The sequence below is a fragment of the Lysinibacillus mangiferihumi genome, from assembly GCF_003049665.1.
GTDB classification, from domain to species: domain Bacteria; phylum Bacillota; class Bacilli; order Bacillales_A; family Planococcaceae; genus Lysinibacillus; species Lysinibacillus mangiferihumi.
Window position 1 is genome coordinate 1 of the sequence record NZ_PYWM01000038.1, and the last position, 26,331, is coordinate 26,331.

Annotated in this window: 25 protein-coding genes and 1 riboswitch; of the genes, 9 read left to right on the forward strand and 16 right to left on the reverse strand. The window is 37.4% G+C overall.

The window, feature by feature from the left end; genetic code table 11:
* Window positions 1-181: 181 nt before the first annotated feature.
* The 3 genes from C9J37_RS28545 to C9J37_RS23685 form a co-directional block, all read right to left on the reverse strand.
* Window positions 182-337, reverse strand: a complete 156-nt coding sequence (locus tag C9J37_RS28545; RefSeq protein WP_162832719.1) for a hypothetical protein — start codon at window positions 335-337, stop codon at window positions 182-184.
* A complete protein-coding gene (locus C9J37_RS23680; RefSeq protein ID WP_107897380.1) occupies window positions 315-1,007 on the reverse strand; it encodes a response regulator transcription factor in 693 nt (230 codons plus the stop codon). The genes C9J37_RS28545 and C9J37_RS23680 overlap by 23 nt, the downstream gene beginning before the upstream one ends.
* A gap of 101 nt (window positions 1,008-1,108) precedes the next feature.
* The gene (locus tag C9J37_RS23685) at window positions 1,109-1,969 is read right to left on the reverse strand and encodes a DMT family transporter (protein ID WP_107897381.1); all 861 of its coding nucleotides are present in this window, start codon (window positions 1,967-1,969) and stop codon (window positions 1,109-1,111) included.
* Between the two features lie 154 nt (window positions 1,970-2,123).
* On the opposite strand from C9J37_RS23685, the gene C9J37_RS23690 reads away from it, so the two are divergent.
* Window positions 2,124-2,354: a MerR family transcriptional regulator gene (locus C9J37_RS23690; RefSeq protein ID WP_024362743.1), complete on the forward strand. Its 231-nt coding sequence runs from the start codon at window positions 2,124-2,126 to the stop codon at window positions 2,352-2,354.
* Window positions 2,355-2,408: 54 nt separating this feature from the next.
* On the opposite strand, the gene C9J37_RS23695 is transcribed toward C9J37_RS23690, so the two are convergent.
* The 3 genes from C9J37_RS23695 to C9J37_RS23705 form a co-directional block, all read right to left on the reverse strand.
* A complete protein-coding gene (locus C9J37_RS23695; protein ID WP_024362742.1) occupies window positions 2,409-3,395 on the reverse strand; it encodes a homoserine dehydrogenase family protein in 987 nt (328 codons plus the stop codon).
* A 411-nt stretch (window positions 3,396-3,806) separates the two neighbouring features.
* Entirely contained in the window at window positions 3,807-4,193 is a 387-nt protein-coding gene (locus C9J37_RS23700) for a hypothetical protein (RefSeq protein ID WP_107897382.1), read from the reverse strand.
* 398 nt (window positions 4,194-4,591) lie between these two features.
* The gene (locus C9J37_RS23705; RefSeq protein WP_024362740.1) at window positions 4,592-5,893 is read right to left on the reverse strand and encodes an O-acetylhomoserine aminocarboxypropyltransferase/cysteine synthase family protein; all 1,302 of its coding nucleotides are present in this window, start codon (window positions 5,891-5,893) and stop codon (window positions 4,592-4,594) included.
* A 114-nt stretch (window positions 5,894-6,007) separates the two neighbouring features.
* Window positions 6,008-6,121: riboswitch (SAM riboswitch) on the reverse strand.
* 155 nt (window positions 6,122-6,276) lie between these two features.
* On the opposite strand from C9J37_RS23705, the gene C9J37_RS23710 reads away from it, so the two are divergent.
* Window positions 6,277-6,906 carry a glycerol-3-phosphate acyltransferase gene (locus C9J37_RS23710; protein ID WP_107897383.1) on the forward strand — a complete coding sequence of 210 codons (630 nt, stop codon included), beginning with the start codon at window positions 6,277-6,279 and terminating at the stop codon, window positions 6,904-6,906.
* 60 nt (window positions 6,907-6,966) lie between these two features.
* Here C9J37_RS23710 and C9J37_RS23715 read toward each other — a convergent pair whose 3' ends face one another.
* Window positions 6,967-8,487, reverse strand: a complete 1,521-nt coding sequence (locus tag C9J37_RS23715; RefSeq protein WP_107897384.1) for a succinyl-CoA:acetate CoA-transferase ScpC — start codon at window positions 8,485-8,487, stop codon at window positions 6,967-6,969.
* A gap of 308 nt (window positions 8,488-8,795) precedes the next feature.
* Between C9J37_RS23715 and chrR the strand changes: the two genes are divergently transcribed.
* Together chrR and C9J37_RS23725 are read left to right on the forward strand one after the other, a co-directional pair.
* Window positions 8,796-9,527 (forward strand): class II chromate reductase ChrR, encoded by a 732-nt coding sequence (gene chrR / locus C9J37_RS23720; protein ID WP_107897385.1) that lies wholly within the window; start codon window positions 8,796-8,798, stop codon window positions 9,525-9,527.
* 203 nt (window positions 9,528-9,730) lie between these two features.
* Window positions 9,731-10,156: a hypothetical protein gene (locus C9J37_RS23725; RefSeq protein ID WP_107897386.1), complete on the forward strand. Its 426-nt coding sequence runs from the start codon at window positions 9,731-9,733 to the stop codon at window positions 10,154-10,156.
* Window positions 10,157-10,203: 47 nt separating this feature from the next.
* Here C9J37_RS23725 and C9J37_RS23730 read toward each other — a convergent pair whose 3' ends face one another.
* Complete coding sequence (locus C9J37_RS23730) at window positions 10,204-11,883, reverse strand: hypothetical protein (protein ID WP_107897387.1); 1,680 nt, start codon at window positions 11,881-11,883, stop codon at window positions 10,204-10,206.
* A gap of 190 nt (window positions 11,884-12,073) precedes the next feature.
* Between C9J37_RS23730 and C9J37_RS23735 the strand changes: the two genes are divergently transcribed.
* From C9J37_RS23735 to C9J37_RS23745, 3 genes are all read left to right on the forward strand, one after another.
* Window positions 12,074-12,724, forward strand: coding sequence for a lysoplasmalogenase (locus tag C9J37_RS23735; protein WP_025218500.1), 651 nt, complete (start codon window positions 12,074-12,076; stop codon window positions 12,722-12,724).
* Window positions 12,725-12,795: 71 nt separating this feature from the next.
* Window positions 12,796-14,025 carry a peptidase T gene (pepT, locus tag C9J37_RS23740; protein WP_107897388.1) on the forward strand — a complete coding sequence of 410 codons (1,230 nt, stop codon included), beginning with the start codon at window positions 12,796-12,798 and terminating at the stop codon, window positions 14,023-14,025.
* Window positions 14,026-14,268: 243 nt separating this feature from the next.
* Window positions 14,269-15,243, forward strand: coding sequence for a DMT family transporter (locus C9J37_RS23745; protein ID WP_107897389.1), 975 nt, complete (start codon window positions 14,269-14,271; stop codon window positions 15,241-15,243).
* Between the two features lie 264 nt (window positions 15,244-15,507).
* Here the strand turns inward: C9J37_RS23745 and C9J37_RS23750 are convergent, their stop codons facing one another.
* A complete protein-coding gene (locus C9J37_RS23750; RefSeq protein WP_107897390.1) occupies window positions 15,508-15,939 on the reverse strand; it encodes a DUF4395 domain-containing protein in 432 nt (143 codons plus the stop codon).
* A 117-nt stretch (window positions 15,940-16,056) separates the two neighbouring features.
* On the opposite strand from C9J37_RS23750, the gene C9J37_RS23755 reads away from it, so the two are divergent.
* Window positions 16,057-16,767 carry a Fe-S oxidoreductase gene (locus tag C9J37_RS23755; RefSeq protein ID WP_107897391.1) on the forward strand — a complete coding sequence of 237 codons (711 nt, stop codon included), beginning with the start codon at window positions 16,057-16,059 and terminating at the stop codon, window positions 16,765-16,767.
* Between the two features lie 55 nt (window positions 16,768-16,822).
* Here C9J37_RS23755 and C9J37_RS23760 read toward each other — a convergent pair whose 3' ends face one another.
* Window positions 16,823-17,503: an N-acetyltransferase gene (locus C9J37_RS23760; protein ID WP_107897392.1), complete on the reverse strand. Its 681-nt coding sequence runs from the start codon at window positions 17,501-17,503 to the stop codon at window positions 16,823-16,825.
* A gap of 12 nt (window positions 17,504-17,515) precedes the next feature.
* Window positions 17,516-18,628, reverse strand: coding sequence for a mandelate racemase/muconate lactonizing enzyme family protein (locus tag C9J37_RS23765; RefSeq protein WP_107897393.1), 1,113 nt, complete (start codon window positions 18,626-18,628; stop codon window positions 17,516-17,518).
* An 81-nt stretch (window positions 18,629-18,709) separates the two neighbouring features.
* Between C9J37_RS23765 and C9J37_RS23770 the strand changes: the two genes are divergently transcribed.
* On the forward strand, window positions 18,710-19,951 hold the full coding sequence (locus C9J37_RS23770) for an HTH domain-containing protein (RefSeq protein ID WP_107897394.1): 1,242 nt from the start codon (window positions 18,710-18,712) through the stop codon (window positions 19,949-19,951).
* Window positions 19,952-20,133: 182 nt separating this feature from the next.
* Here C9J37_RS23770 and nhaC read toward each other — a convergent pair whose 3' ends face one another.
* From nhaC to C9J37_RS23790, 5 genes are all read right to left on the reverse strand, one after another.
* A complete protein-coding gene (gene nhaC / locus C9J37_RS23775) occupies window positions 20,134-21,582 on the reverse strand; it encodes a Na+/H+ antiporter NhaC (RefSeq protein ID WP_024362726.1) in 1,449 nt (482 codons plus the stop codon).
* Window positions 21,583-21,859: 277 nt separating this feature from the next.
* Window positions 21,860-22,975 (reverse strand): amidohydrolase, encoded by a 1,116-nt coding sequence (locus C9J37_RS23780; protein ID WP_025218494.1) that lies wholly within the window; start codon window positions 22,973-22,975, stop codon window positions 21,860-21,862.
* 243 nt (window positions 22,976-23,218) lie between these two features.
* Window positions 23,219-23,362, reverse strand: coding sequence for a hypothetical protein (locus C9J37_RS28550; protein WP_167397422.1), 144 nt, complete (start codon window positions 23,360-23,362; stop codon window positions 23,219-23,221).
* Between the two features lie 238 nt (window positions 23,363-23,600).
* Window positions 23,601-25,637 (reverse strand): TRAP transporter permease, encoded by a 2,037-nt coding sequence (locus C9J37_RS23785; RefSeq protein ID WP_107897395.1) that lies wholly within the window; start codon window positions 25,635-25,637, stop codon window positions 23,601-23,603.
* Window positions 25,634-26,143, reverse strand: coding sequence for a DUF1850 domain-containing protein (locus tag C9J37_RS23790; protein ID WP_107897396.1), 510 nt, complete (start codon window positions 26,141-26,143; stop codon window positions 25,634-25,636). The genes C9J37_RS23785 and C9J37_RS23790 overlap by 4 nt, the downstream gene beginning before the upstream one ends.
* Window positions 26,144-26,331 lie beyond the last annotated feature (188 nt).

Sequence of the window (26,331 nt, forward strand, 5' to 3'; positions counted from 1 at the left end):
GCGGTCCTATTTCTGCTAGGAAATTGTCCAGTTCATGTTGAAAGTTTTCAGATTGAAAATAAGATTTTCCTACATACTGATAACCAATTTTTGAAAATGTAAACACACCGAATATAAACCACGTTAAACAAATAAGTGTAAGAAGAGGTTTCCAATTTTTCATCATGTTTTTAACGCTCCTCTAAAAAATTTTTTCAAAAAACTGTAGCATTTCGGAGGAGCGAGCATTGACCATTTGATAGGCATAAATACCGAAATAAATTAGACCGATTACACCTGCCACAAACCCTGCTATCGTGGCATACTTTTCTATTTTATTTTTCCATTTTATAGCCAACGCCCCACACCACCTTTAAGTAACGTGGATTTTTCGGATCCGCTTCAATTTTTTCCCGTATTTTTCGAATGTGGACTGCTACAATATTTTCTGCATTATAAGCTTCCTCATTCCAGACACGTTCATAAATTTCTCGAATCGAAAACACACGCCCTGCATTTTTCATTAATAATTCTGTAATTTTGTATTCAATGGGTGTTAAGCGAACTGGTTCGCCTTCTAACACTACTTCCTTGGCATCTTCATCTAGCACTAAACCATCAATTTCCACCTTCGCAACTCCGTCATTATACGTCCCAAGTTGTACATAACGACGCAATTGTGATTTAACACGCGCCAACAGCTCTAGTGGATGAAATGGCTTTGTTACGTAGTCATCTGCCCCAACAGATAACCCATGAATCTTGTCTCCATCTTCAGCTTTCGCACTAAGCATAATTATTGGAATATTGCGTTCTGCTCGTATTTTAAACGTCGCAGTGATGCCATCCATATTAGGCATCATAATATCTAAAATAATCAAATGGACTTCATTGTTTTCCAGCTTTTCAATCGCTTCCACACCATCTGCTGCCTTAATAACATGATAGCCTTCATTTTTTAAGTAAATTTCAATACCATCACGAATATCTTGATCATCATCTGTTACAAGAACTGTTAACTTCGTCATGATATACACCTCGCTCTCAATTAATAGTGTACAATTTAAATCTTAAAAACCAACTAGGATAAAAATGAAGAATTTCTTAAGCTTTTACCTATTGTTCATACTTATTTATTTTTTCTTCCGGTAAATGTTAGAACCACAATTCCTCCAAGCAACATGGCTACACCTACCCAAGATGTTGAACTTAGATGTTCTCCAACTAGCAATACCCCGAGCATGGCCGCAGTCAATGGCTCCGCAAGTGACAACGTTACAGCAGAGGACGAGCTAATTTTCTGGAGCCCACTTAAAAATAATAAATACGCTATGCTTGTACACATAACGCCCATAAAAATCATTGTCCATAAATTTTGCATCTCTGCAAGCCAGCTAAAGCCACTACTGATGGAAAACGGTAATAACAATACTGCACAAATCGAAAATGTCATCGCCACTGCAGGCAATGCTTCCTGCTGCGCCATTAATTGTTTACTCATATTTGTGTACACGGCAAAAGATAATCCTGCACAAACGGCTAGCCCAACCCCACCTAAATGAATAGCACGATCTCCACTATTGATGAATAATAAAATACAACCTGTAATCGTCATGATTGTGGCAATACCCCATACTTTAGAGGGGCGTATTTTCCAAAATAACCACTCTAGTACGCCTGAAAACATGGGTGCACTCCCAATTGTCACAACGGTTCCAATCGCTACACCTGTTAAACGGATGGAAGTAAAAAAAAGACCTTGGAATAAGGCAATACTTGCGGCCGCTAATATTGTCCATTTCCAGGACCATGTCCGAAAAGAGATTTTACGTAATAACACGACTACGACTAATAATAAACCTCCTCCAATTGCTGAACGAATCGTCGCTACAGCGATGGGAGATACACCTTTATCTAAAAAAGTTTGTGCTGTCCCTGTCATTCCCCATAAAATAGCTGCTAGAAGAACAAAAAAATATGGATAGACCATTGCTTATCCCTCCTGCCTATAACACGATTACTACTAACTATACAGATTTATCCAAAATCAAACAATTCCCAATTTCCTTTCCTTACATTAATCCATCATTATGCTTTCCATTCGAGAGAAGGTATAATAGGTACATCAAAAGGAGCGACCGCTTATGTATAAAACCATTGAAGAAACAGCCATTGATCTTGGCATGCCAGAGGAACAAGTACTACGACTTGTTTATGAAGGACGCATCCGTTCCATATATGATGGTCATCAATTACTAATTAACAGTGCACAATTTAGCACCTATTTTGAACAACTAGAACGGATAAAAGAAGAAATAGAAATTTGGCGTAACACACCCATTCCTGAAGATATTGACGTTAAAGATGAAGACTAAAAGTGCCAGTCACTCAAACAATTCAAAATTGTTTGAGTGACTGGCACCACATACTTAAATACTTACAACGAACCCAGCGCGTTTTCCGATAATTTCAGCGTAGTCTTCCACCATCACACTTGCTGTTGGATACATCCCTGCACCTGGTCCTACCAATGTTAATGTACCAATATAGTTTGTTTCAAGCGCAACCGCATTATTAACATCATCTACCGGATAAAGTGGATGCTCTTTATCTACTAGTTGTGGCCCGACTTTTGCCACCACTTTACCGTTCGCTAATTTCTCCACTTCGGCTACATGGCGATAACGCAAGCCTTTTTCACAAGCATCTTTCACCTGTTCAGCAGAGATACAGTCAATACCAATTACTTCAACATCAGCCCAATCTGGTTGCTCACCAAATGCTAATGCACTTAAAATCATTAGCTTTTTAAAAGCATCTTGACCAGACACATCATTATAAGGATCCGCTTCTGCATACCCTAAGTTTTGTGCTTCTTTTAAGGCTTTCTCGAATGACCAGCCTTGCGCACGCATTTTTGTTAAAATATAGTTTGAAGTACCATTCAAAATACCTTGAATTCGACTCACATCGTTTACAAGCAAAATATTTTTCATCGTTTTGATAACAGGCACACCACCTGCTGTAGTTGCTTCAAAGCCAACGAAAACACCATTTGCCTTTGCAAGCTCCTGTAACTCTAAGCCACGTTTGGCAAACATCACTTTGTTCGCTGTAATCACATGACATTTATGTTCAACCGCACGCTTTAAATAGCCAAATGCCGGCTCTTCATTGACAATCGCTTCGAATACAACTTGCATGCCAGGCTCTGCCAACACTTCATCCATACTCGTTGTCATTAAGTGAGCTGTGCCTGGAACACGTTCACGACTAGCATCCGTTACTAATATTTTTGCTACTTCTAACTCAATGCCTAATTTATGTTTTAGCTCTTCACGCTTTTCATTTAAAATATGATAAATCCCTTGACCTACAGTTCCAAATCCTAAGATCGCTGCCTTTATAGTTGCCATACTTGATTCCCTCCAACGTACATTTCTCCAGTTTTCTCTCTATATAAAGTTTGTGCCTACAAGCACATATTCAAATAATTCAAAATTTAACCTAAAGAAAATTGTAACGCAAATAAATCCATTGCACAAGAAAAATCTTTCTAGGATGGACATTTGTTTTTTCTAGGCGTGCAAAAGAAATCGGTTTCATTGCCTTTATTATACGTTTTTTTAATAAATCTATAATTTTTGAACAAATATTGACGATTCTTTTATAAAAAAAAATGCCTTTCTTCTATTATATATGTATGAAGATACTACCTATAGAATGGCTGTCTTGAAAAGTCGAAACAAATTCAACAAAAAACTTAGCACAACAAAAAGCCCATTCCCTATAGCAGTAGAGAATGAGCTAAAAAATATAAGGGAAAGTTAACTTGCTAGTAAAAATAATCGATAACGATATTGTGCTAAAGCTGATTGTACTAGTTTGATTTCTTCCTGTGTAAAGTTCGGTATGGCATATGTGCGCTCAATTAGTTGAAATGACCCGTATTGTAAGTAATACTCTGTCGCAGGTAGTGCAATATGGTCTGTACCATGAACTTTATACTCTTCAAAAACTTCTTTTACTGTATAGCCTTCTTCTTTAGCATATACGATTTCTTCAAAAGCACTATGTCCAAAGGTTTGTTGCCATTTTGATTCAACTGTCGAAAGTAAGTATTGAATGGCCATATTATTTACAAAATGATGGCTTTCATTTAATTCATATATAAGATAAGCAGTTACATTTTGTGCACGATAAATATTTCCCATTGATAACACTCCTTTTTCGATCAGTTATGGAAAGCGAGAGTAGCTACTGGCTATGTAGCTACCCCCTTTCATGTATATATTCAAAAGTGGGGGAGCACTTATGAAAACAAATTAGTTGTTTTCGCCTAATGAATGGCGGTGAAAGTTTAGTAACATCATCACTTTGTTCAAGGTTGGTAGCCTTTCGAACGTTTTACTTAATCCCTAGTATACAGCATGGTTTTAATCAAGTCAACAATACTTATAAAATTACTAGGTATTATTTATAAAAAAATTCTGGAAACTCACCGAATGAGGTAAGGATGAATGTAGCAACGTTATACGCATTACCAAATGAGGCTTTTCGAATGAGAAAATACGTAAACGCTACAACATACATCTTTGTTTATCTAAATAGGTTATGCTTCTACTTTTTGTTCAGTAGTTGTTACTTGTGCAATAGCTTGTTCTAAATCTGCAATAATATCCTCAACTGCCTCTAAACCGATTGATAAGCGAATGAGCGACTCGGAAACGCCAGTTTGGATTAATTCCTCAGCAGATAATTGTTGATGAGTTGTAGACGCCGGGTGAATAATTAGTGATTTTGCATCGCCTACATTTGCTACGTGTGAAAATAATTTTACGCTGTCTATTAATTGACGGCCTGCTTCTCGTCCACCTTTAATGCCAAATGTAAGCACTGAACCGAAGCCATTTTTCAAATATTTCTTCGCTAAATCATGTGTAGCAAAATCTTCTAATCCATTATAGTTTACATACTCCACAGATGGGTGGTTACGTAAATATTCTGCAACTGCTAAGGCATTTTCATTATGTTTAGGAATACGCAAATGAAGCGTTTCTAAACCTTGTAATAAGTTAAATGCAGCATCTGCACTTAATGTTGGTCCAAAATCACGTAGTAATTGCACGCGCAGTTTTGTGGCAAATGCAGCCGCTGCAGTATCAATACCGTATCGTAATCCGTGATAAGATGCATCAGGTTCTGTAAATCCTGGGAATCTACCTTGAGTCCAATCAAATTTCCCCGCATCCACAACTACACCACCTAAAGTTGTACCGTGACCGCCAATCCATTTTGTCGCTGAGTGAACGACGATATCTGCACCGAAATCGATTGGTGTTGAGCCGTATGGTGAAGCAAAAGTGCTATCAATAATTAAAGGTAAACCGTTGTCATGTGCAATTGTAGCTACTGCCTCTACATCTAGCACTTTTAAGCTTGGGTTTCCGTAAATTTCAGCGAACACTGCTTTTGTCTTTTCATTAATGGCAGATCGGAAATTCTCAGGATTTGTTTCATCTACGAAAATTGTTTTAATACCGTAGTTTGGTAGTGTATTTGCTAATAAGTTATATGTTCCTCCGTATAAAGAACTTGCTGCTACGATTTCATCCCCTGCTCCTGCAAGATTTAAAATTGAAAATGCGATAGCTGCTGCACCTGATGAAAGTGCTACTGCTGCTGTACCGCCCTCCAATAAAGCGACGCGTTTTTCAAAAACATCTACAGTTGGGTTTGTAATACGTGTATAAATATTGCCCGCTTCTTCTAAAGCGAAAAGACGTTGCGCATGAGCAGTGTCTTTAAATACGAAAGCTGTTGAACGGTACACCGGTACAGTTCGGGAGCCTGTCACTGGGTCTGGCTCTTGGCCACCGTGTAATAGTAAAGTTTCTGGTTTAAAATTCGACATGTTTTCTTCCTCCTAAATGGGTTTTTACGATGGTACCGGAGATGAGGAGGATTTATGTGAGAAAACAAAAACCCCCTTCAGTTAAGAAGAGGGTTGCGGTTGCAAGTTTTCCTCCCCTTATCTGCCAGATCCAAGTAAGAATCTGTAGGAATTAGCACCTTAGCAAGTTCGTCACTCACTGGTTGCCGGGCATCATAGGGCCTATCCCTCCGCCGCTCTTGATAAGAGTATGTGATTCAATTTCCATCGTTGTTACACAGTATAAACATAGACTTTTTTTCTGTCAACAGTAAAATTTATTTTTTTCTGAAACTTCTGTCTGCTCCTTTACGTAATAAGAACACATACACTATATAAAAATATAGTTTGAAAGGAGTATTTTTATGGTAAAAGCCATGATTATTTTTATTATTATTGGTTATCTAATCGGCTGTATTCATGGCTCTAAAGTGGCACAGTTTCTATCTGGAGTAGATTTAAAAAAGACTGGCCATGGCAATGCGGGTGCCTCAAACGCAACGCTTTCTCTTGGATGGAAATACGGCATATTAGTAGCACTTATTGATATAGGTAAAGGAGTTGCTGCCGTGCTCTGCGCACTTTACTACTTTTCCTCCAATGCTTCACAGTTTACTGAAGTACAAATGTGGTTATTAACCTATGCAATAGCTGCTAGTGTAATACTAGGTCATAACTTCCCGTTCCATATGGGCTTCAAAGGCGGCAAAGGAACTGCATCAATCATAGGCATATTGCTCGCTATTGATTGGAAAATTGCATTATTTGCACTTATGTTATTTGTCATTTTATCTTTAACAACAAATTATTTAATCATCGGTGTGCTTGTATTTTATATTGTTTTTTGTACAGCAACTTATTTATGGATACCCGGGATTGGACCAACAATGATTTCAATTGTTCTTTTTGCTATCGCGCTTATGTTGCATATTGAAAATATTAAACGGCTTATCCAAGGAACAGAGCCTAAAGTAACATCTGCCTTTAAAAAATAAACGTAAACAAATCAAAGCCTTGAGAGACAATAAACAAACTCTCAAGGCTTTTTTATATCATTATTTTGCAAATGATGGATCTTGCATTGTACCGTTCTTAGCTAAATTGACATGCCAAGAAAGCGCTTTTTCTAAAATATGTGGTGTATGGTGTCCGCCTGTTGCCTCGTTCGCTTCGTTAAAGTACGCCCATAATTGTTCCTTATAGTCTGGATGCGCACAGTTTTCAATAATACGACCTACACGCTCTTTCGGTGCTAAACCACGCAAGTCTGCAACACCTTGTTCTGTGACAATAATATCTACATCATGTTCTGTATGGTCTACATGCGAAACCATTGGTACGATACTAGAAATTTTACCGCCTTTTGCATACGATTTCGTCACAAAAATACCTAACCGTGCATTACGAGCAAAATCACCAGAACCACCAATCCCATTCATCATTCGTGTGCCAGAAACATGAGTTGAATTTACATTCCCATAAATATCTAGTTCAAGCGCTGTATTTACAGAAATTAAACCGAGTCGACGGATAATTTCCGGATGATTAGAAATTTCCTGTGGACGCAATACTAATTTATCTGCATATTTTTCAAAATTTCCATAAACACGGTTTCCTACCTCTTCCGATAGGGTAATAGAAGTAGCAGATGCAAAGCTTACTTTTCCAGCATCCATTAATTCAAAAACAGCATCTTGCAGTACTTCTGAATAAACTTCTAAATTCTCAAACTCGGAATCTTTGAAACCTAATAATACGGCATTTGCTACTGAACCTACACCTGATTGTAACGGGCGTAAACTTGTCGTTAAACGACCTACTTTAATCTCTTCACGCAGGAAGTTCAGCAAATGATTTGCCATAATATCTGTTTCTTCATCAGCAGGAACAATCGTTGATGGCGCATCTAAAATATCTGAAATAACAATACCTTTTACTTTGTTTAAGTCTAGTGGAATGCCAATTGTGCCAAGACGATCTGACGCATTTAGCATTGGAATTGGATCACGTTTACCTTGTGGTCCTGGTACAAAAATATCATGCACGCCTTCTAATGCATCAAGCTGGGCTACGTTTAGCTCGATGATTACTTGATCTGCTTCTTGTACGAAAATCGGAGAGTTACCAACTGAAGTTGTAGGAATTAATAAGCCATCTTCTGTAATTGCAGCAGCTTCAATAATAGCAAAGTCAATCGGACCAATAATACCTTGACGTACTAGTTCCGCATTATGTGATAAATGGGCATCAACATAAGTGACTTCTCCACTATTGATCATGTTTCGAATACCTGGGTCTCCTTGGAAAGGACCACGTTTGCGAATTACACCCGCTTCGGCTAAGTATTGGTCGACTTCTGGTCCAAGTGATGCACCTGTATATACATCTACTTTGAAGCTTTCTGTTTTCGCTTTCTCCACAAGTGCAAGCGGTACCACTTTCACATCGCCTGCACGTGTAAATCCGCTCATACCAAGTACCATGCCGTCCTTAATCCAAGATGCTGCTTCTTCTGCTGTTACAACTTTGTTTCGTAACTGTTCATTACGAAGCTTTTTTGCTAACTTTTCATCCATTCCTTATTCCTCCATCCCACATTTAATTGCTTCAACTAGATTATTCGTCCTATACATCAGTACACCCACAAATGTCAAAATACAGTAGATAAATAATCTGTCGCCATACATAATTTTACACCAAAGAGAACATTTAAGCTATATCTAACAATATATTTTACTTTACGAGGTATTTTTGTCCTATATCAAATTATTCAAAAATAGTTTTTTATAAATTGTTTTAAGTTTTTTTATTGAAGTTTATTCGATTTTAGCGAAAAAGCGTGATATGCTCTTGGTATATTTAAGGGGAAAAGGAGAATTTTTAAATGGTGAAAGAATTATTACGTAACCACTCTTCAGTTCGTATTTACGATGGAAATCCTATATCTAAAGAAATTATTGAAGATTTAATTGCCACAGCACAGATGGCGGCAACCTCTCACTTTGTACAAGCCTATAGCGTAATTTGGGTAACAGACGAAGCGAAAAAAGAACAGCTCGGTTTGCTCTCTGGCAATCCACGTCAATACGAAACTTCGGGTGGTGCTTTTGTCTTTTGTGTAGACTTTAAACGTCTGCAAATGGCTGGGAAATTAGAAGGCGTTGATATTGTGGCAGATTCGGCTGAAAATGTCCTCGTTGGTGTAGCAGATGTTTCGTTATTCGCACAAAACTTTGTTATTGCTGCTGAATCAATGGGCTATGGCATTTGCTATATTGGGGGTGTACGTAATAAGCCTGAAGAAATTAGTGAATTATTGAATCTACCAGATTATGTTTTCCCATTGTTTGGTTTAACAATTGGCGTTCCTGCACGACGCAATGAAGTCAAACCTCGCTTACCAGTAGCTGCTGTCCTACATGAAAATGAGTACAATTGTGAAAAATACGAGGAACTTTTACCAGCTTACAATGAAACAATGGAAGCTTATTACAATAGCCGCTCCTCCAATCGTAAAATTGATAACTGGACAAAGCAAATGGCTGATTTTTTAATTGAACAACGTCGTCCTTTCATCAATCGCTTCTTAGCACAGAAAGGTTTTAATTGGAAATAACTTTTTACTATGTGGAGTTACTATCGTATGATAATAACTCCACTTTTTTTATATTTCGAACCATTATTTATAGCTTATGTAGTATTTTTGTCTTGCATGATATGTTAAAATCAGGTACAAATTAAACGAAAAGACTCTTTCCTTTTCCTACCTTTCCTTTAATATTAATAGAAGGACCCTATCTCGAAAGGAGTTATGCAAAAATGTCTTATGTTAATAAGCATCTTGCTCGTACCCTAGAACAACAACATAAGAGAAGTGTAAGAAGTTTATTTTTAAAAATACAAGACTTAAATAATGACTGTGTACTTTTAAGAAAGAGGCTTGAACAACATATTGATGTCAAGCAATACAAAGAAGCCATTGCCTATGTCGATCAATTCGTTTCCTATACAACCATTTTAAATTTAAAATTTGTCACGAATACCCAGAACCTAGAAGTGGTAGTGCTACATGCACTTTTATTGGAGCATATAATAGACAGTGAAACATCGTTCTCTTTCGAATATGAAACGAATTTGTTACATGGTTATATTCAAGAAATACTGGCATTAAATGATCATGCCTCTACACTTTTTACAAATCATAAAGAAAAAATGCACCGTTACATTGAAACGCAAACTACATAAAAAAGACGATCAAGCCAACAAAATTCATTGTGCTGATCGTCTTTTGTTTATTGTAACCCTTTAATAATTAGCGAGCGTACTGGTAAAAACTGCTCTCCTGTTTCACCATACGTAATAACTACTTCGTCACCTTCTTGTAAATAAATCGCAAGAGGCTCCGTCTCTGCACTTACTGAATAGTTTTCACCATTATTCAGTAAAAACGATACAATGGTAAAGTCACCTAGGCGTTCCTTATAAACGCGCAGTACTGTTCCACTTGCATTTTTCTCTTCCGCATTTGAACTACCTTCAACCGTACTTCCTCCGCGACTAAGCGCTGTTTTATATAATTTCAACGCCTCTTTTGGTGTTGTTGCATAGGCTGAGATTTCAGGATTTGCTGCGGAAACGATAAAATAATTTTGTAAGAAGCCATTCGCATCGAGCACCGCTGTTAGCCAACTTGCTTCTCCGTAAAAGTTATACAATACAGGCATTTCTCCTGCCCACTTCTTCTCAATAAATTTCTTTTCAATAATTTGTAGATTTCCTTGTGAATCCATATATGAAGCATCTTGATTTCCTGTATAATATGTCGCTTCACCAGTTCGTGCATTCGTTAATGAGTAGCCCAGCATTGAATCCACGCCCTCTTTTGGACTCGTGAAGTCTGTGAAATAGTACATTTCGCCTTCCTCATTAAAGATCGGACTTACATTCGATTCAGTCCCTTCATCAGAAGGTAATTTGACATCTTTTTTGCCAAACATACTATTCCAGTAACCATGCACATATTTTCCGTAATAGCTATTTTGTAAACTTACTGTCTCAGGTGAAACAGCTCCATCAATAAATGCTGGGACATCTGCTAATTTCACAATTTCAGATTTACCTGTTAATGCATCTACAAGGACAATCCCTTGTACATTAAAGCCATTTCGAGCAGATATAAACTCACCGTAGGAACGGATATAGTACGGTTTACCGTCATCATCGATTTCAAGCTGAACATCCCCATAAAAAATAAGGAAAGGATGTTGCAAGCGCATGTGACGCTCCAAATTAGCATTTAAATAGGCAGAAGGAACATATTTCATTTCCTGTGCGATAAATTTTGGGTTATCCGCTGAGTCTGTCGCACTCATTGTAAAATAACCAGGTGTCGTTTTGCCGTTCATCCATTTAAAGAAACCTGAAAATTCAACAGGCGCAATATAAACATATTCACCATTTACCTTTTGTATTTGTAAGCGTCCTAGTTCGTAATAGCTTGTATTCGGTACTTGGCCGAAAGCTTTTTTCATTTTATTGCGGACGAATTTTGGTGGAACACTGGCTGGCGTTTGTGTTTCATCAAACGGCTTGATTTCAACCTCTTCTTTCATTTCCGCAGATTTGAATTTATCGTTAGCATTCCATAGCGGTGCGGACAATACATATACGCCGACGAATAAGCTTGCTAAAAATAAAACACCTTTCACTTTTCTTTCAATACCACTTGCAAGAAATGCACCACTCAAAGTGAGTAGTATAATCACTGGCCAAAAGACAAGCCAGTTAACATCAATTTTTGTAACATATAGCGTAATACCTGATGCAATAAATCCTATAACAAAGACTCCGATAAAAAAGTAGCCAATTACTTTTTTCGATTGTCCATCTTCACGCTTTTTCGTTATTAGCGGTGTTAATAATACACTCGCAATAATTGCAATGACTGCAGAAGCTATCAATAGCTTAGTCATTTCGTTCACCCTCTCCTCACTTACTGTCTTCTTATTTACGGTTACATACTAAAAAAGTTTCAAACATAAATTATACGGACACTTCTTCCCTTCTACTCTTTGGTGAAACATTTCTGAATAATACAGCTTAATGACGAATAAAGGATTTTAAGCATGGATAGAGAATTTCAAAGAAAAGGGGCTGAAAAATTTGGCGAAAAAATGGTTGTTAACGTGTATCATTGTGCTTGGTCTTTATTATATTTTTTTCTTCTCGCATATTGACCAAAGTGTAAAACTAATATTCAAAGTCATTCCGATGATTTTGATAATATTTATGGCGATAACCCAAAAAGTACAATCGATTAAAAAATATCAACTATTCATTATTATAGGTCTAGTTTTTTGTATGATAGGAGACTACACATTACAATGGTTTCTTATTGGTCTTACAAGTTTCTTAATCGGTCATGTTTTTTATATCTTCGCCTTTTCAGGTACTAGTGAACAGCCAGTACCAACTTGGGCAAAAATCGGATTACTGCTATATGGTGCCGCAATGGCTATCTGGATTGCCAGTACCGTGTTTAAATCTGGAGAAACCGTACTTACTTTTGCAGTTCTTGCTTATATTTCTATCATTTTAACGATGGGCTGGACGGCTATTCGTACAGGTTCTCCCTTTGCTATTATTGGCGCTTTATTATTTATCGCATCCGATTCCTATTTAGCAATTAATAAGTTTATCATGCCATTACCTTTTGCGCATGAGGTTATTATGATGACCTATTATAGTGCGCAAATACTTATTGCATTGAGCATCCTTCAATATTCCGAAATCCGAAGTAAAGTGGTACAATGAAAGTGCCTGGCACTCAAACAATTCAGAATTGTTTGAGTGCCAGACACCTACAAAGGAGGCTGCATATACCTATGAAAGAACAAGTAATCGAGCGATTAATTCGCTACGCAAAAATCGATACACAATCCGACTTCACAAGTGAAACTACTCCTTCCACTCAAAAGCAATTTAATTTATTGCATGTATTGAAGGATGAATTGGCTGCAATCGGCTTAACAGACATTACACTAGATGACAATGGCTATTTATTTGCAACACTTGAAGCAAATACAGATAAAGTAGTTCCCACAATTGGCTTTTTAGCGCATGTGGATACAGCTACAGACTTCACTGGTACAAATGTGAATCCTCAACGCATCGATCACTACGATGGCGGTGACATTCAATTAAACGAAAATTTAATCATGTCTCCAACTGAATTTCCTGAACTAAAAAATTATGTAGGCCAAACGCTAATTACAACAGATGGTACAACATTACTAGGTGCGGACGATAAAGCTGGCATCGCTGAAATAATGACTGCTATGGAATACTTAATAAATAACCCTGCTATTAAGCATGGTAAAATTCGTGTAGCTTTCACACCTGATGAAGAAATTGGCCGCGGCCCACATAAATTTGATGTTGCTGCATTCGGCGCTGACTATGCCTACACAATGGATGGCGGACCGCTTGGTGAGCTACAATTTGAAAGCTTTAATGCTGCTGGCGTTAAAGTAACAACAAAGGGAACGAGTGTACACCCAGGTTCAGCCAAAAATAAAATGGTCAACTCTATCACGATGGCAATTGCCTTCCAAAATGAAATGCCTACAGATGCAGTTCCTGAAAAAACAGAAGGTTATGAAGGCTTCATCCATTTAATGGACTTCAAAGGAGCTATTGAACATACAGAGCTTTCTTATATTGTACGTGACCATGATCGTCAAAAATTCGAAGAGAAAAAGCAATTAATGCGAGATGCTGCTGCCAAAATACAAGCACAATTTGGCAAAGATGCACTGACAATTTCTATCGAGGATCAATACTATAATATGGGTGAAAAAATCGAGCCTGTAAAAGAAATTGTTGACATCGCCCGTCAAGCAATGGAAAAATTAGATATTACTCCGAATACATTACCGATTCGCGGTGGTACTGATGGTTCTCAACTTTCCTACATGGGTTTACCTACACCAAATATTTTTGCAGGTGGAGAAAACATGCACGGTAAATTCGAATATGTCTCTGGTGAAACAATGGAAAAAGCGACACAAGTTATTCTTGAAATCGTGCAACTATTTGAACAACAGGGCAAATAAGTTTTAACCTTAATTCAAGCAATAAGAAATATAAAAAAAGAAAGTCTTTATAAAAAGTCTTTCAGATACTAAAATCCGCTTGGCTCCCAAAGAGCAAGGCACGATAAGCACAGCTTACGCAATGTCGTGCATTTACTTTCTTAGGAGGCAACGCGGATTTTTACTTAAACTTCAGATATTACTTTTTCTGCCGAAATTAATGACTGAATTTTCAAACTACATAAAAGTTAAGGGTGATGAATTATGAAAGAAATTGCACTAGGCATCTTAGCCTCACTTTTTTTTGCGGTGACATTTATTTTAAATCACGCGATGGAAATGCAAGGTGGTAGCTGGCTCTGGAGTGCATCACTTCGTTATTTTTTCATGTTGCCGTTTTTACTAGCTATTGTCTTTTATCGTAAAGGCTTTTCACCACTTACCAATGAAATGAAAAACAAACCAAGGGCTTGGCTTTTATGGAGCTTCGTTGGATTTGTACTATTTTATGCACCACTTACATTTGCTGCAGCATTCGGCCCAGGTTGGCTCGTTTCGGGTACATGGCAATTTACAATCGTTGCTGGTGTCCTTTTAGCTCCACTTTTTGTATCAGTAATCGCTGGAAAAACAGTACGTCAGAAAATCCCGTTAATTTCCTTACTTATTTCATGTGTGATTCTAGTTGGAATATTGCTTATTCAAGTACCACAGGCACAGTCTGCCCCAACTAAAAATCTACTGCTAGGGATTTTACCTGTAGTGATAGCTGCTTTTGCTTATCCACTCGGTAATCGAAAAATGATGGAAATATGCGGAGGACGTATTGATACATTTCAGCGTGTGCTTGGTATGACCATCGCTTCCATGCCTACATGGATTATCATGGCGCTATATGCTGTTTTAACGGTTGGTCTACCTTCACTAAACCAAGTTCTACAATCATTACTAGTCGGGATTAGCTCTGGTGTCATTGCAACCATTCTATTTTTTATCGCAACAGACCGTGTGCGCGAACATCAAGGCAAACTAGCCGCTGTGGAAGCAACCCAATCAACTGAAATACTATTTGTCATTATTGGTGAGGTGCTACTACTTAACATTGCCTTTCCTGATCCAATTGCCCTTGCTGGACTTGGTATTATTATTGTCGGTATGTTGTTGCATAGCTACTATACAATGGTACTTGGAAAAAAGAATGTGACCAAACACACCTCCCCATCTGAACAATCTTCATAACATATGAGGGTGCTGCTAAAAAATAAAAAGGACGGCTCATTCATCATAGGAATAAGCCGTCTAGAGATTTTACGTTCCCAAAAAATGAGGGGGGTTTTAGGAGCGCTTTATGAACTAGCAAACTTCTGGAGAAAAGTAGCTAAAGTTCATCCTCTCTACACTCGTTTTGCAGAGGAGGAATAATCTTTACATTGATAATGATAATCATTATCAATTAAATTGTCAACTATTATCTTTAAATTAACTTAAAAATTTTTCAAATAATTACAATGCCTTCTTAAGTGACCTTCTGTATTGCCACTGTTTTAGTTGAAAATGCAAAAAGCAACCGATACAAAAACCAGCAATAGCAACAGATGAAGCGATGGCTACCATTGTTGTCAATACATACCCTACTACATGCCAGTTAAAGAAAAATCCAACGAATCCTCCAGCTAAACATATGCTAGCAATACTAGAGTTAAATTTTTGTTGTTGGGCGTCTTCAGGTATATAGGAAGCTGGTGCTTTTTTCAAAAACAGTTTTCCCAATCGGATAATGGGATTAAAATTACATAAAACACCAAGTAAATTAGCGACTAAAGGAATGACTAATATGCAAGCAAGCCCTGTTACCCATGTCGCTATGACACTTAACAAAATGGTCCATTGATTGAGTCGTACAAGTGGTCTTGGAATTGCATGTGGCAATGACATTTAAAAACCTACCTTTCAGATATGTTTAATGTATTTTACTATATTGCATTCGATTTGTGAAGTAAAAATGATTAATTTATAATGGATGTTAATGATTGAAAAGAAAAGGTGATGACAGTGCCAGCTTTAACGATGGATCAAGTAAGACAACTGAATTCCTACAGTATTTATACAACAGAACCAAAACGAACATTATTTACATTAGCTGATATACATAAAGACTTTTACCATCCCGATTTTTTAAACCTTATGATGGGTATTACGGATGCGGCAACGGAAACCGCAGCTATTTCCCATTTTGCACGTCGCTACGGTATGTTTTTTGCAATGCAGCTATATATGCTCGCTGCCTATGATGAAGTATGGGATGGAAAGCCAATTGACATTCGTTTTGATGCGGCCAAGGAATTCAATAGCTTTACAGTTGCCATGTTTGTGAACCCCAATGATTGGCGTTACGTGGATGAAGATGAAAGACAAACTGTGATTGAAAAAATTTTATATGATGGGCATGTCATCGTACAGCAACTGCGTAAAGTAACATCCATCTCCCCTTTAACAATTTGGGAAAATTTCTTTGGTTATCTACTTTGGCATTATCATCAACTGTTGTCTAACCCTGGCTTAGCAGACCAGGCAATGGAAGACATTGAGGCTTTAGAGAACCCTAAAACGTGGGCCCGTTTTTCACAAAAATCTTGGTGGGCTGACTATACTGGTGGTCAAAGCCCTACAAATTTAGTTAACGTTCCTGTCCGTAAATCTTGCTGTTTTTCAAAAGATATCCCTGGCTTACTTGCTTGTGGATTTTGCCCACTAAAGAAATAAAAAAAGCCTTTCCTCTCACACAGTGTGAAAGGAAGGCACTCCTTCATTTTAAATCCTATTTTTCATATAGTACGAACCAGTCATTTTGTTCTTCATACATGGCAGTCCCCGTATATCCCGCTTTTAACAGTTGCTGCTGCATGGCAGTATCCCCCATCAAAACAGCTTGTTTTTCAGTATAAACTGGTTGACCCTGTTGTAAATCTTTATAGAAAATATATCGCAATTTATCAACATACTTAATCTTCAAGCCCTTTATGACAAGCCCTTGTGAAAATTTATCTTTTAGGCTCGGTATATTATACGGTTTAACCGTAGAGCAAACATAATCGTAGCAATCCAAATCAATAGCGTTCATCACAACCGTTGCTAATGTTTTTTGTAATCCGTAGCCGCGATAATGTGGGGAAACATTGGATATCTCTTGATATAAAACACGTTGGAACTGATCCTCTGGAATTCCGCAATCATAGCCAAGGTGATCGTTATCAATAGGTGGATTTAATAATGCTCGAAAGCCGATTAACTCATGCTCTACATATGCCCCAATCATCAAACCATTTCCCTGTAAAATGTATTCGAATTCTTCCGTCGTTAAAGGCTGTAAAATGCTTTGGTCTGGCAAAGTCTCGTAAACTTCTTGCTGTAACTTCTCAATCGCAGGTAAATGCTGAAGTTGTAATTTCGTAACATAAAAAGGCGTTTCTCCTAGCATTCCTTCATAAATTCTATCCATGTTAACGCCTCCTTAAGCTGTGACTATTGTTGAAAATTCACATAGTTCCTTAAGTACTGTTTCATCTACATCGACACCTAAGCCTGGTTTTTCTGTTAGACAAATGAACGGTACATCATAGTGTAAATTACCAATATCCTTCGAGAATTTAAGTGGGCCTGTTAATTCTACACTAGTCATAATTTTTTTCGAGAATGCTACATGGAAACCAGCCGCTGAACCTACAGATGACTCAACCATTGAACCAATTTGACATTCGATACCTGCCATTTCCGCCATGACAGCTAATTTCATAGCAGGATAAATTCCACCGCATTTCATTAGTTTAATATTTACTTTATCTGCTGCACGCTTCAAAATAATTTCACGCATCTCACGTACGCCTCGAAGTCCTTCATCAATCATTAACGTGACATCAGATTTAGATTTAATTTCTACCATGCCGTCAATATCTTCACTATCAACAGGCTGTTCTAACCAATCAATATTTAAATCTTTTAGTAAACGTAAACCTTGTAAAGTTGTAGAAGCATTGCCCCATCCTTGGTTGACATCTACACGAATGGCAATATCCTCGCCTACACGCTCACGTACTGCTTTGATACGAGCAACGTCACGTCTAACTTCCGTTCCTACCTTCATTTTAAATGATTGATAGCCCATTTCTACGCGTCTAGCTGCTTCATTTGCCATTTCCTCCGGAGTGCCAATACTTAACACGTGGGTAATCGGGAATTTCTCATGATAGCGACCGCCAAGTAACTGATATACTGGTACTTGAAGCGCTTTACCGGCAATATCAAAACATGCAATATCAATTGCCGCTTTAGCAGCAGGTACATCCTTTACGATGTGGTTCATTTTATCGTGGATTTTTTCAAAAGCCATTGGATTTTCTCCAATAATTGCTGGGACAAGTTTGTGTTTTAACACTGCATACGTACTTTCCCATGATTCACCTGTTACATGCTCATCAGGTACCGCTTCACCATAACCAACAATGCCTGTATCTGTTGTTATTTTCAAAATGATAGAAGGCATTGTATCATAAGTAGCATAGCTAATAATAAAAGGATCGATAAGTGGTAATTGGATTGCAAAAATTTCTACTTGTTGGATTTTCATTTTATATCATACTCCTGTAATTTATAATTGTCGTTAATACGTCGTTAATCGCTTAAAAAATATAGAAAAGGAACGATGCCAATGCCTACAAAAATAGCAATTATTTGTTCTAAAGCTTTTATGAAACGTATACTTAGTATCGCACAAAATATAGAGAATATTCAATTAGAATTTTATCTTTACAATCAGCCTTCCGAAGCACCGTCATTATTAAAACAAATTAAACCATGTGATGCTCTTTTACTCGGGGGAACATTACCCTATTTACATGCACAATCATCCCTCGAATCATTGCCGATTCCTTGGAATTATTTAAAGCAAGATGAGGTAACCATTGCGACGACTTTATTATCACTTATTGCAAATAAAGCAATTTCTTTACAAAGGGTATCTATCGATGTCATGCACCCTATCTTTGTCGATAATGTTCTAACAGAGATAGAATATACCGGAACAAAACCATATGTTCACCCCATTTGCATTACAGAAACATCAAAACATATTTTGAAAAAACATGTCGCTCTTTGGGAAGCCAAACAAATTGATTTTGTTATTACAAGCATTCATAGTGTATTTGATGAATTACAGCTACAAAACATTCCTGCAATGCGCATGTTAGATGCAAAAAGTTCCATTATCCAATGTCTTGAAGAAACGAAATCAAAATCACTGCTTACTAAATCCGAATCGGCAAAAGCAGTCGTTGGATTTTTAGCTGTTCCTGAAAATAACCAATGTGCAGACATTGTACAGCAAATTACAGCAGCTATACGTGCAACCTATAAGGAAATTACCCCTCATTATTATGAGCTTTATACAACAGCTGGACATTTACAAAATGCACTCGACATGGAAAATTTATCGCACCTAATGCAACAAATAAACACGCCCTTTAGGCTCGCCTTTGGCTATGGACACTCAATATATGAAGCTGCTGAAAATGCTACATATGCATTAAAATTTTCCAAACCATTTGAAATTTATATTTTAGATGAACAAAAAAATCTTTTAGGTCCATTTCCAAAATCAGCAGGTAAACTCTCTTTAAAAACAAAAGATCCGTATATTTTACAAATGGCTAAACAGACAAGCTTAAGCCCGTTAAATATATCGAAAATTATTCAATTTAGTAGAGAACGACAATCTTCACAATTTACAGCGCAAAATCTTTCAGAATACTTACAAGTTACTCGTCGGACTACTGAACGTATTATCAAAAAATTAGTTGACCACGGCTATGCGAACATTGTTGGCGAAGAAATGACCCATCAGCAGGGGCGACCACGTACAATTTACGAATTAAATTTTGCAACCTATTCATAGAACTAACAAGCCCCATCACAACACTTTCCTTGGCAAACGAGCACCTCATCTCATGGTATACATCATGATTACAAAGTCTCTTCTTGCCAACAGTTAGCTACGTGATGGGGCTTGCCCTCTTTGGCTTTAATAAGCACTATTCTTCAGAGTATTCCCTCTATTTGAGCAAAACTCGTTTTAATTTAGTCTGCTACGACCATATTATTCATTTCATTTTCTTGCGCATCTTTTTTACGTTGGTTTGCCTCTTCAATTTCTTCTGGTGTCATCTTAACAATAGCAAATCCGACATAACCATAAATAATTGAAATAATCGGCACAACAAAGTTTAGTATTGCATAAGGTGCATATTCCATTGCACTAACACCTAACGTTGCTAATATAAATACACCACAAGTATTCCAAGGGAAGAATACGGATGTTAACGTTCCCCCATCTTCAAGCGCACGCGATAAATTTTTCGAATGCAAGCCGCGGTTTTGATAAACGCCTGCAAACATACGAGAAGGTACAACAATCGAAATATACTGCTCTGAACATGTTGCATTTGTTGTAATACATGCGGCAATTGTTGAAGCAATAAGGCTGCCTGTAGATTTAGCAAATTTCACAACGACATCCATCAGTGCTTTTAACATGCCTGAATATTCTAACACCCCACCGAATGTCATGGCTACAATCGTCATTGAAACCGTATACATCATTGAATCTAAGCCACCACGATTAAAGAGCTCGTCCACCATTTCATTTCCTGTCGAAATAGCAAATCCTTCTTGTAATGCTTGAACAGCCATCGTTGGCGATCCACCTTGCACAAAAATTTGTAATAAGAATCCTGAAATAATCCCAATAATTAATGCTGGTATCGCAGGAACCTTTTTTGCCACCATGACAATAACGCCAACTGGGACAAGTAATAACCACGGAGAAATCACAAAGCTTTTTTCCATAACATCAAGCGTAGTCAGTATTTTTTCAGAATTCATGGCTACGTCAGCAAAACTTCTGCCCATAAACCCAAATGCGACAAGTGTAATGATTAATGCAGGTATTGTCGTATATAGCATATGTTTTATATGGTCGAACAAATCTGTATTTGTTAAGCCCGCTGCTAGATTTGTTGTATCCGATAAAGGTGACATTTTATCACCAAAATATGAACCTGAAATTACTGCTCCTGCAATCATCGGTGCAGGAATCCCCATACTTAAACCGATACCCATACCAGCAACACCGATTGTTGCCATTGTTGACCATGAGCTACCGATTGCTAGCGAAACGATTGAACATAATAGCAAGATCGTTACTAAAAACCAAGCTGGCGAAATTAACTTTAAGCCGTAAAAAATCATGGTAGCAACGACTCCACCACCAATCCATGCTCCAATTGTCAAACCTACTAAAATAATAATGACAATGGCTGGAAGTGCTAGACGAATACCTTTATACATCATTTCCTCTATTTCCATCCACTTAAAGCCGTGTTTTTTGGCAACAATTGCTGCCACAATTGTTCCTACAATAAGTGGCACGTGTGGACTTTGCTCTAACATAACTACTGTCACTAGCATTGTCGTTATCATTATTGCAAAAGTCAGGAGCGCCCAACTTGCACTAATATCCTTTTTCATTGTCCCATCCCCTTTTTTTGCACCCAATTATAAATTTGCATTTCATCAGTGCAAATATATTTTTACGATTTTTAGCTTAATATTCAAAAAATATAAAGTCAACGCAAAAATTTTATGCTTCTATAGCAATTCTGAATATTAAAGGGCAAAAAAACGCTTCCAAATAGCAATTACAAACCATTCAAAAACGCGTATTTTTATGCATTTCTTCCCGAAAAGCAAGGAAAAAGAGGCTCTATCCAACGTGTAGAGCTTGGATAGAACCTCTTCAAATTACCTATTCATGGATGGGCTTTTTTTCTAATACACACGCAAGAACTTTCGATGCGTCTATTAATGCACTTCGTTCAAAAGTCATTTTTGGATGATGCAGCCCAGGAACTAAATTAGCACCAATGCCAATCATTGTCGCTTTTAGTTCGGGTTTTTTGACTGTATAAAAATGAAAATCATCGCTTCCTGGTGTTGTAATTTCATCCGCCAAAAATTGCTCTCCGAGTGTTTCTAAAATAGCATTTTTAGCCATTTCAGCAGCAATTGGTGAAACCTCTGCACCAGGTGTGAAATCGACCCATTTCCAATTCATTTCAATTTCAAACTGCTGTTGGATTGATTTTAGTCCCGATTCAATGCGGCTTCGAAGTAATTCTAACTGATGATTATGTTGCGCCCGAATATCCATTGAAAAGCTAGCACTACCTGGAATAATATTCGTGCTACCACCATCCGCAATAATTTTAGTTAGTTTGGCAGAGTGTGGCTCGAATGGAGATAAATGAATGCTATTTAACATTAATTGTATTGCCATAATGACATCAATCGCATTTTTACCTTGATGCGGTCTTGCACCATGGGCATCAATACCATGAATTGTTCCATCTAGAAAATAGGCAGCACCATGGTGGATAGCAGGTGAAACCTTTCCTAAAGGCAACTCTTCAATCGGTCTCAAGTGAACACCAAATAAATGCGAAACATCGTCAACTGCTCCACGGTCAAATGCTGCACAAGCACCATTTCCCACTTCTTCAGCAGGTTGGAATATAAATCTGACGCGATGTTGCAGCGGTCGATCCTTAAGCAATAATAGCGCTCCTAGTACCATTGTAATATTAGCATCATGACCACAGGAGTGATTCGCTTGCCATTTACCATCTACTTCTTGCCATAACGCATCAATATCTGCACGAACTGCTACAATCTCATCGCCTGTACCAATTTCAGCAATTAACCCTGGCACATCACCTAATAAACGGTAAGATACGTTTAAGTCATCTAAAATAGATGCAATTTTCTTAGTTGTTTCATACTCCTTCCAACTTACTTCTGGATAATTATGAAAATGTTCAAACCATTGATACATTGATTCTTCTAACATTGCTGCACTTGTCATAACCACACCTCGATATACCTTTTTTTCTCCCCCATTATACATGAAAGCTTTTTAGAAAAGTATATATGAAATTAGTACTATATCCATTTTAAAATCATATAACTTCATAATAAAACGCTTCAACACTTCTTACTATTTTATGTAAACTTCATAAAAAGGTGACTGTACTATACTTTTATGCAATAGTAAAAGGCTGTGTTAAAAGTAGTCGTTCCACTTTTAGCACAGCCTTTTGAAAATGCGTTATAAACTTGAAAAAAAACCTTCTGGATATTCTTCATATTGGATTTGATTTGTTTGCTCCTCAATATTTTGATTTGATGTCAGTAATTCTGCATCTTGATCCATCAAATACGTTTCAAATTTCGAGTTTAACAATTGTTCCATTCCACGTCACCCCCCCTTTGTTAATTGAATTTTCTGATAATTTTATTATATACTAACTTTTTATTAAAAATCAATAAATAATACTCATTATGCATAATATATATCTATTTCATCTCTTTTTGAGATAAGATAAACTTAAAAAAATTTCGAATAAACAGCAATGGTCATCCCTCTCCATTTTTCCATATCAAAAAAGCATCCAAGTGACTACTTTACTTGGATGCTTTTTTCGATTTTCTTAAGCTGTTACGCTTTTATTATCATTGTCCATACCGTTACCGCCATACTTATGTTGCGTTGAAATTTGAATCACTACAAGCACAATAAAGATTGCGAGACCTACCCAATCAGAGAATTTTTCAGGATAGATGAGCAATAGTCCAGCTACGATGGCAATCAGACGTTCAAACCACAACACTTTACGATACCAATAGCCAATTACGCCAGCGCCAATTGCAACCATTCCCGTAACAGCCGTAAAGACTACCCATAATATTTGCGGTATCGTTGTATCAATCATTAATAAAGCTGGTGAGAAAACAATCATATACGGAATAATAAATGCTGCAATGGCAAGTTTTGCAGAGTTTACACCAGTCTTAATTGGATCGCCACCTGATATTCCAGAAGCAGCAAATGCAGCGAGTGCTACGGGCGGTGTAATATCGGCAATAATACCAAAATAGAACACAAAGAAGTGAGCCGATAATAAGACAACAACTGGCACTAATTCTTGTGGTGTATTCGGAGATAATAACGCCACAATCGCTGGTGCTGCAATGGTTGATGTAATAACATAGTTTGCCGTTGTTGGAGCACCCATTCCTAAAATTAGTGAAGCAATCATTACGAAGACAAGTGTTAAAATAATACTTCCTCCAGCTAAAGCTACTAAGCTATTAGCTAAACTTAAGCCTAAACCTGTTTTAACCACTACTCCTACAATAATACCCGCACAAGCTGTTGCCGCAACTACACCGAGTGCTGTACGAGCTCCTTCAACTAGTGCATCGATAATATCTTTCGGCTTTAAGCGTGTATCTTTGTTAAACATCGCGACTGCAATGGATATTAAAATCCCATACAGTGCAGCATGCATAACAGGCGTACCTGTTAGCATCAGTATAATAATAGAAACAATTGGTAGTAACAGATAAATCTTCTTAAATACCTCTTTACGATTTGGCATTTGATCATCACGTAAGCCTTTTAAGCCGACACGCTTCGCTTCAAAATGCGTCATAATCCAAATACCTGTAAAATACAGCAACGCAGGAATAGCAGCTGCTTTTGCAATATCCCAATATGTAATTTCACGTCCAATGAACTCCACCATTAGAAATGCCGCAGCACCCATAATCGGAGGCATTAACTGCCCGCCAGTAGAAGCAGCCGCTTCAACTGCACCAGCAAATTCTTTACGGTATCCTAGCTTTTTCATCATCGGAATCGTGTATGAACCAGATGTGACTACATTGGCAACAGAGCTTCCTGAAATCATACCTTGTAGAGCACTTGAAAAGACAGCTACTTTTGCTGGCCCACCAATTAATTTTCCAGCGAATGCTACAGCCAGATCATTAAAATATTGCCCAACTCCTGTTTTCACAAGGAATGCCCCAAATAATAAGAATACAAAGATAAATGTAGCCGATACACTAATCGGTGTTCCTAAAATACCATCTGTCGTATAAAACATCAGATTCACAATACTTTCAAAATCCTGACCTCTATGCGCCATAAAGGCTGGGAAATAAGGACCGAAATAGGCATAAATTAAAAAACATACTGCGATAATCGTTATCGGTAAACCTACCGCTCGACGTGCAGCCTCAAGCACAAGAAAAACAGCTATTAAACCGACTATAAAATCCAACTGTGTAATGGTCCCATTGCGATTAACAAGTTCTGTATAATTCAATGCCCAATATGAACCGACTACTACCGATAATAACGATAAAATATAATCAAACCATGCAATTTTATGCTTTGGCGCCTTTCTACGGGCTGGAAATAATAAGAAAATCAGAGCTAAACCAAACCCTAAGTGAATCGTCCGTTGAATGGGTGCTGTAAATTGCCCAAAAATCGCTGTATACAATTGAAACAATGAAAATGCCAATAATCCAAAGAAGATTATATGTTTCATAATGCCTGATATCGTCCGCACATTGGATTCGATATCGTATTTTTCAAGTATCGCTTGTTGCGCTTCGGCCGATATTTGTTCAAATTCTTCTTTTACTTCGGTGTTACGTTCATGCTGTTTTGTCATTTCATCCTAACTCCTTTCCATCGTTCATAAAGCGATAATCGCTTCACCTCAAATAAATAGGACTTACCCCTTTGCAAATCTTTTTTTAAATCGTATTCATGCTCCTTGTAAACAAACACAAGGTCTAAGTCTAAATCCCCGATATAAATTGTGAAGTTTTCAATGATTTCCTTGTCAAATTGCAAAAAATATTTACCATCGCGTTGTGTTAACGTTTGATTTTCCTCAGCGTAGCCAGGCATCCCAATTGCTAAGTCCTCATACTCCATTCCAATCATTTGAATACGCTGTTCTTCTACGCAGCGATAATATTCCAGTACATCTGATTTATGGATAGAGTGTGTGTACCTTATACGAAAATCCTCATCAGATGTTAGTGGAATATAATGTACGATTGGATGGTCTATCCGTGTTTCTGTAAATGCGAATACCTTTTGAAGAGGAAGAAAAATAATGATGCCGAAGCATATACAACATACGGCTAAACCTATTCTCCTCTTTCGCATCACATCTGTTCCCCCACTTTAAAAACTATTCGCTATTTTGCTAGCACCTTTATGTAACAAAAAGGGACCCGAAGCTTTACGCAATCCGAGCCCCTTTCATGTTTAAGAAAATATAAAAACCCTTTATCAATGTCCAAAAATCACCTTGTTAAACTACGAGCAAATATAAGTTTTTCAATAGCTTTGAA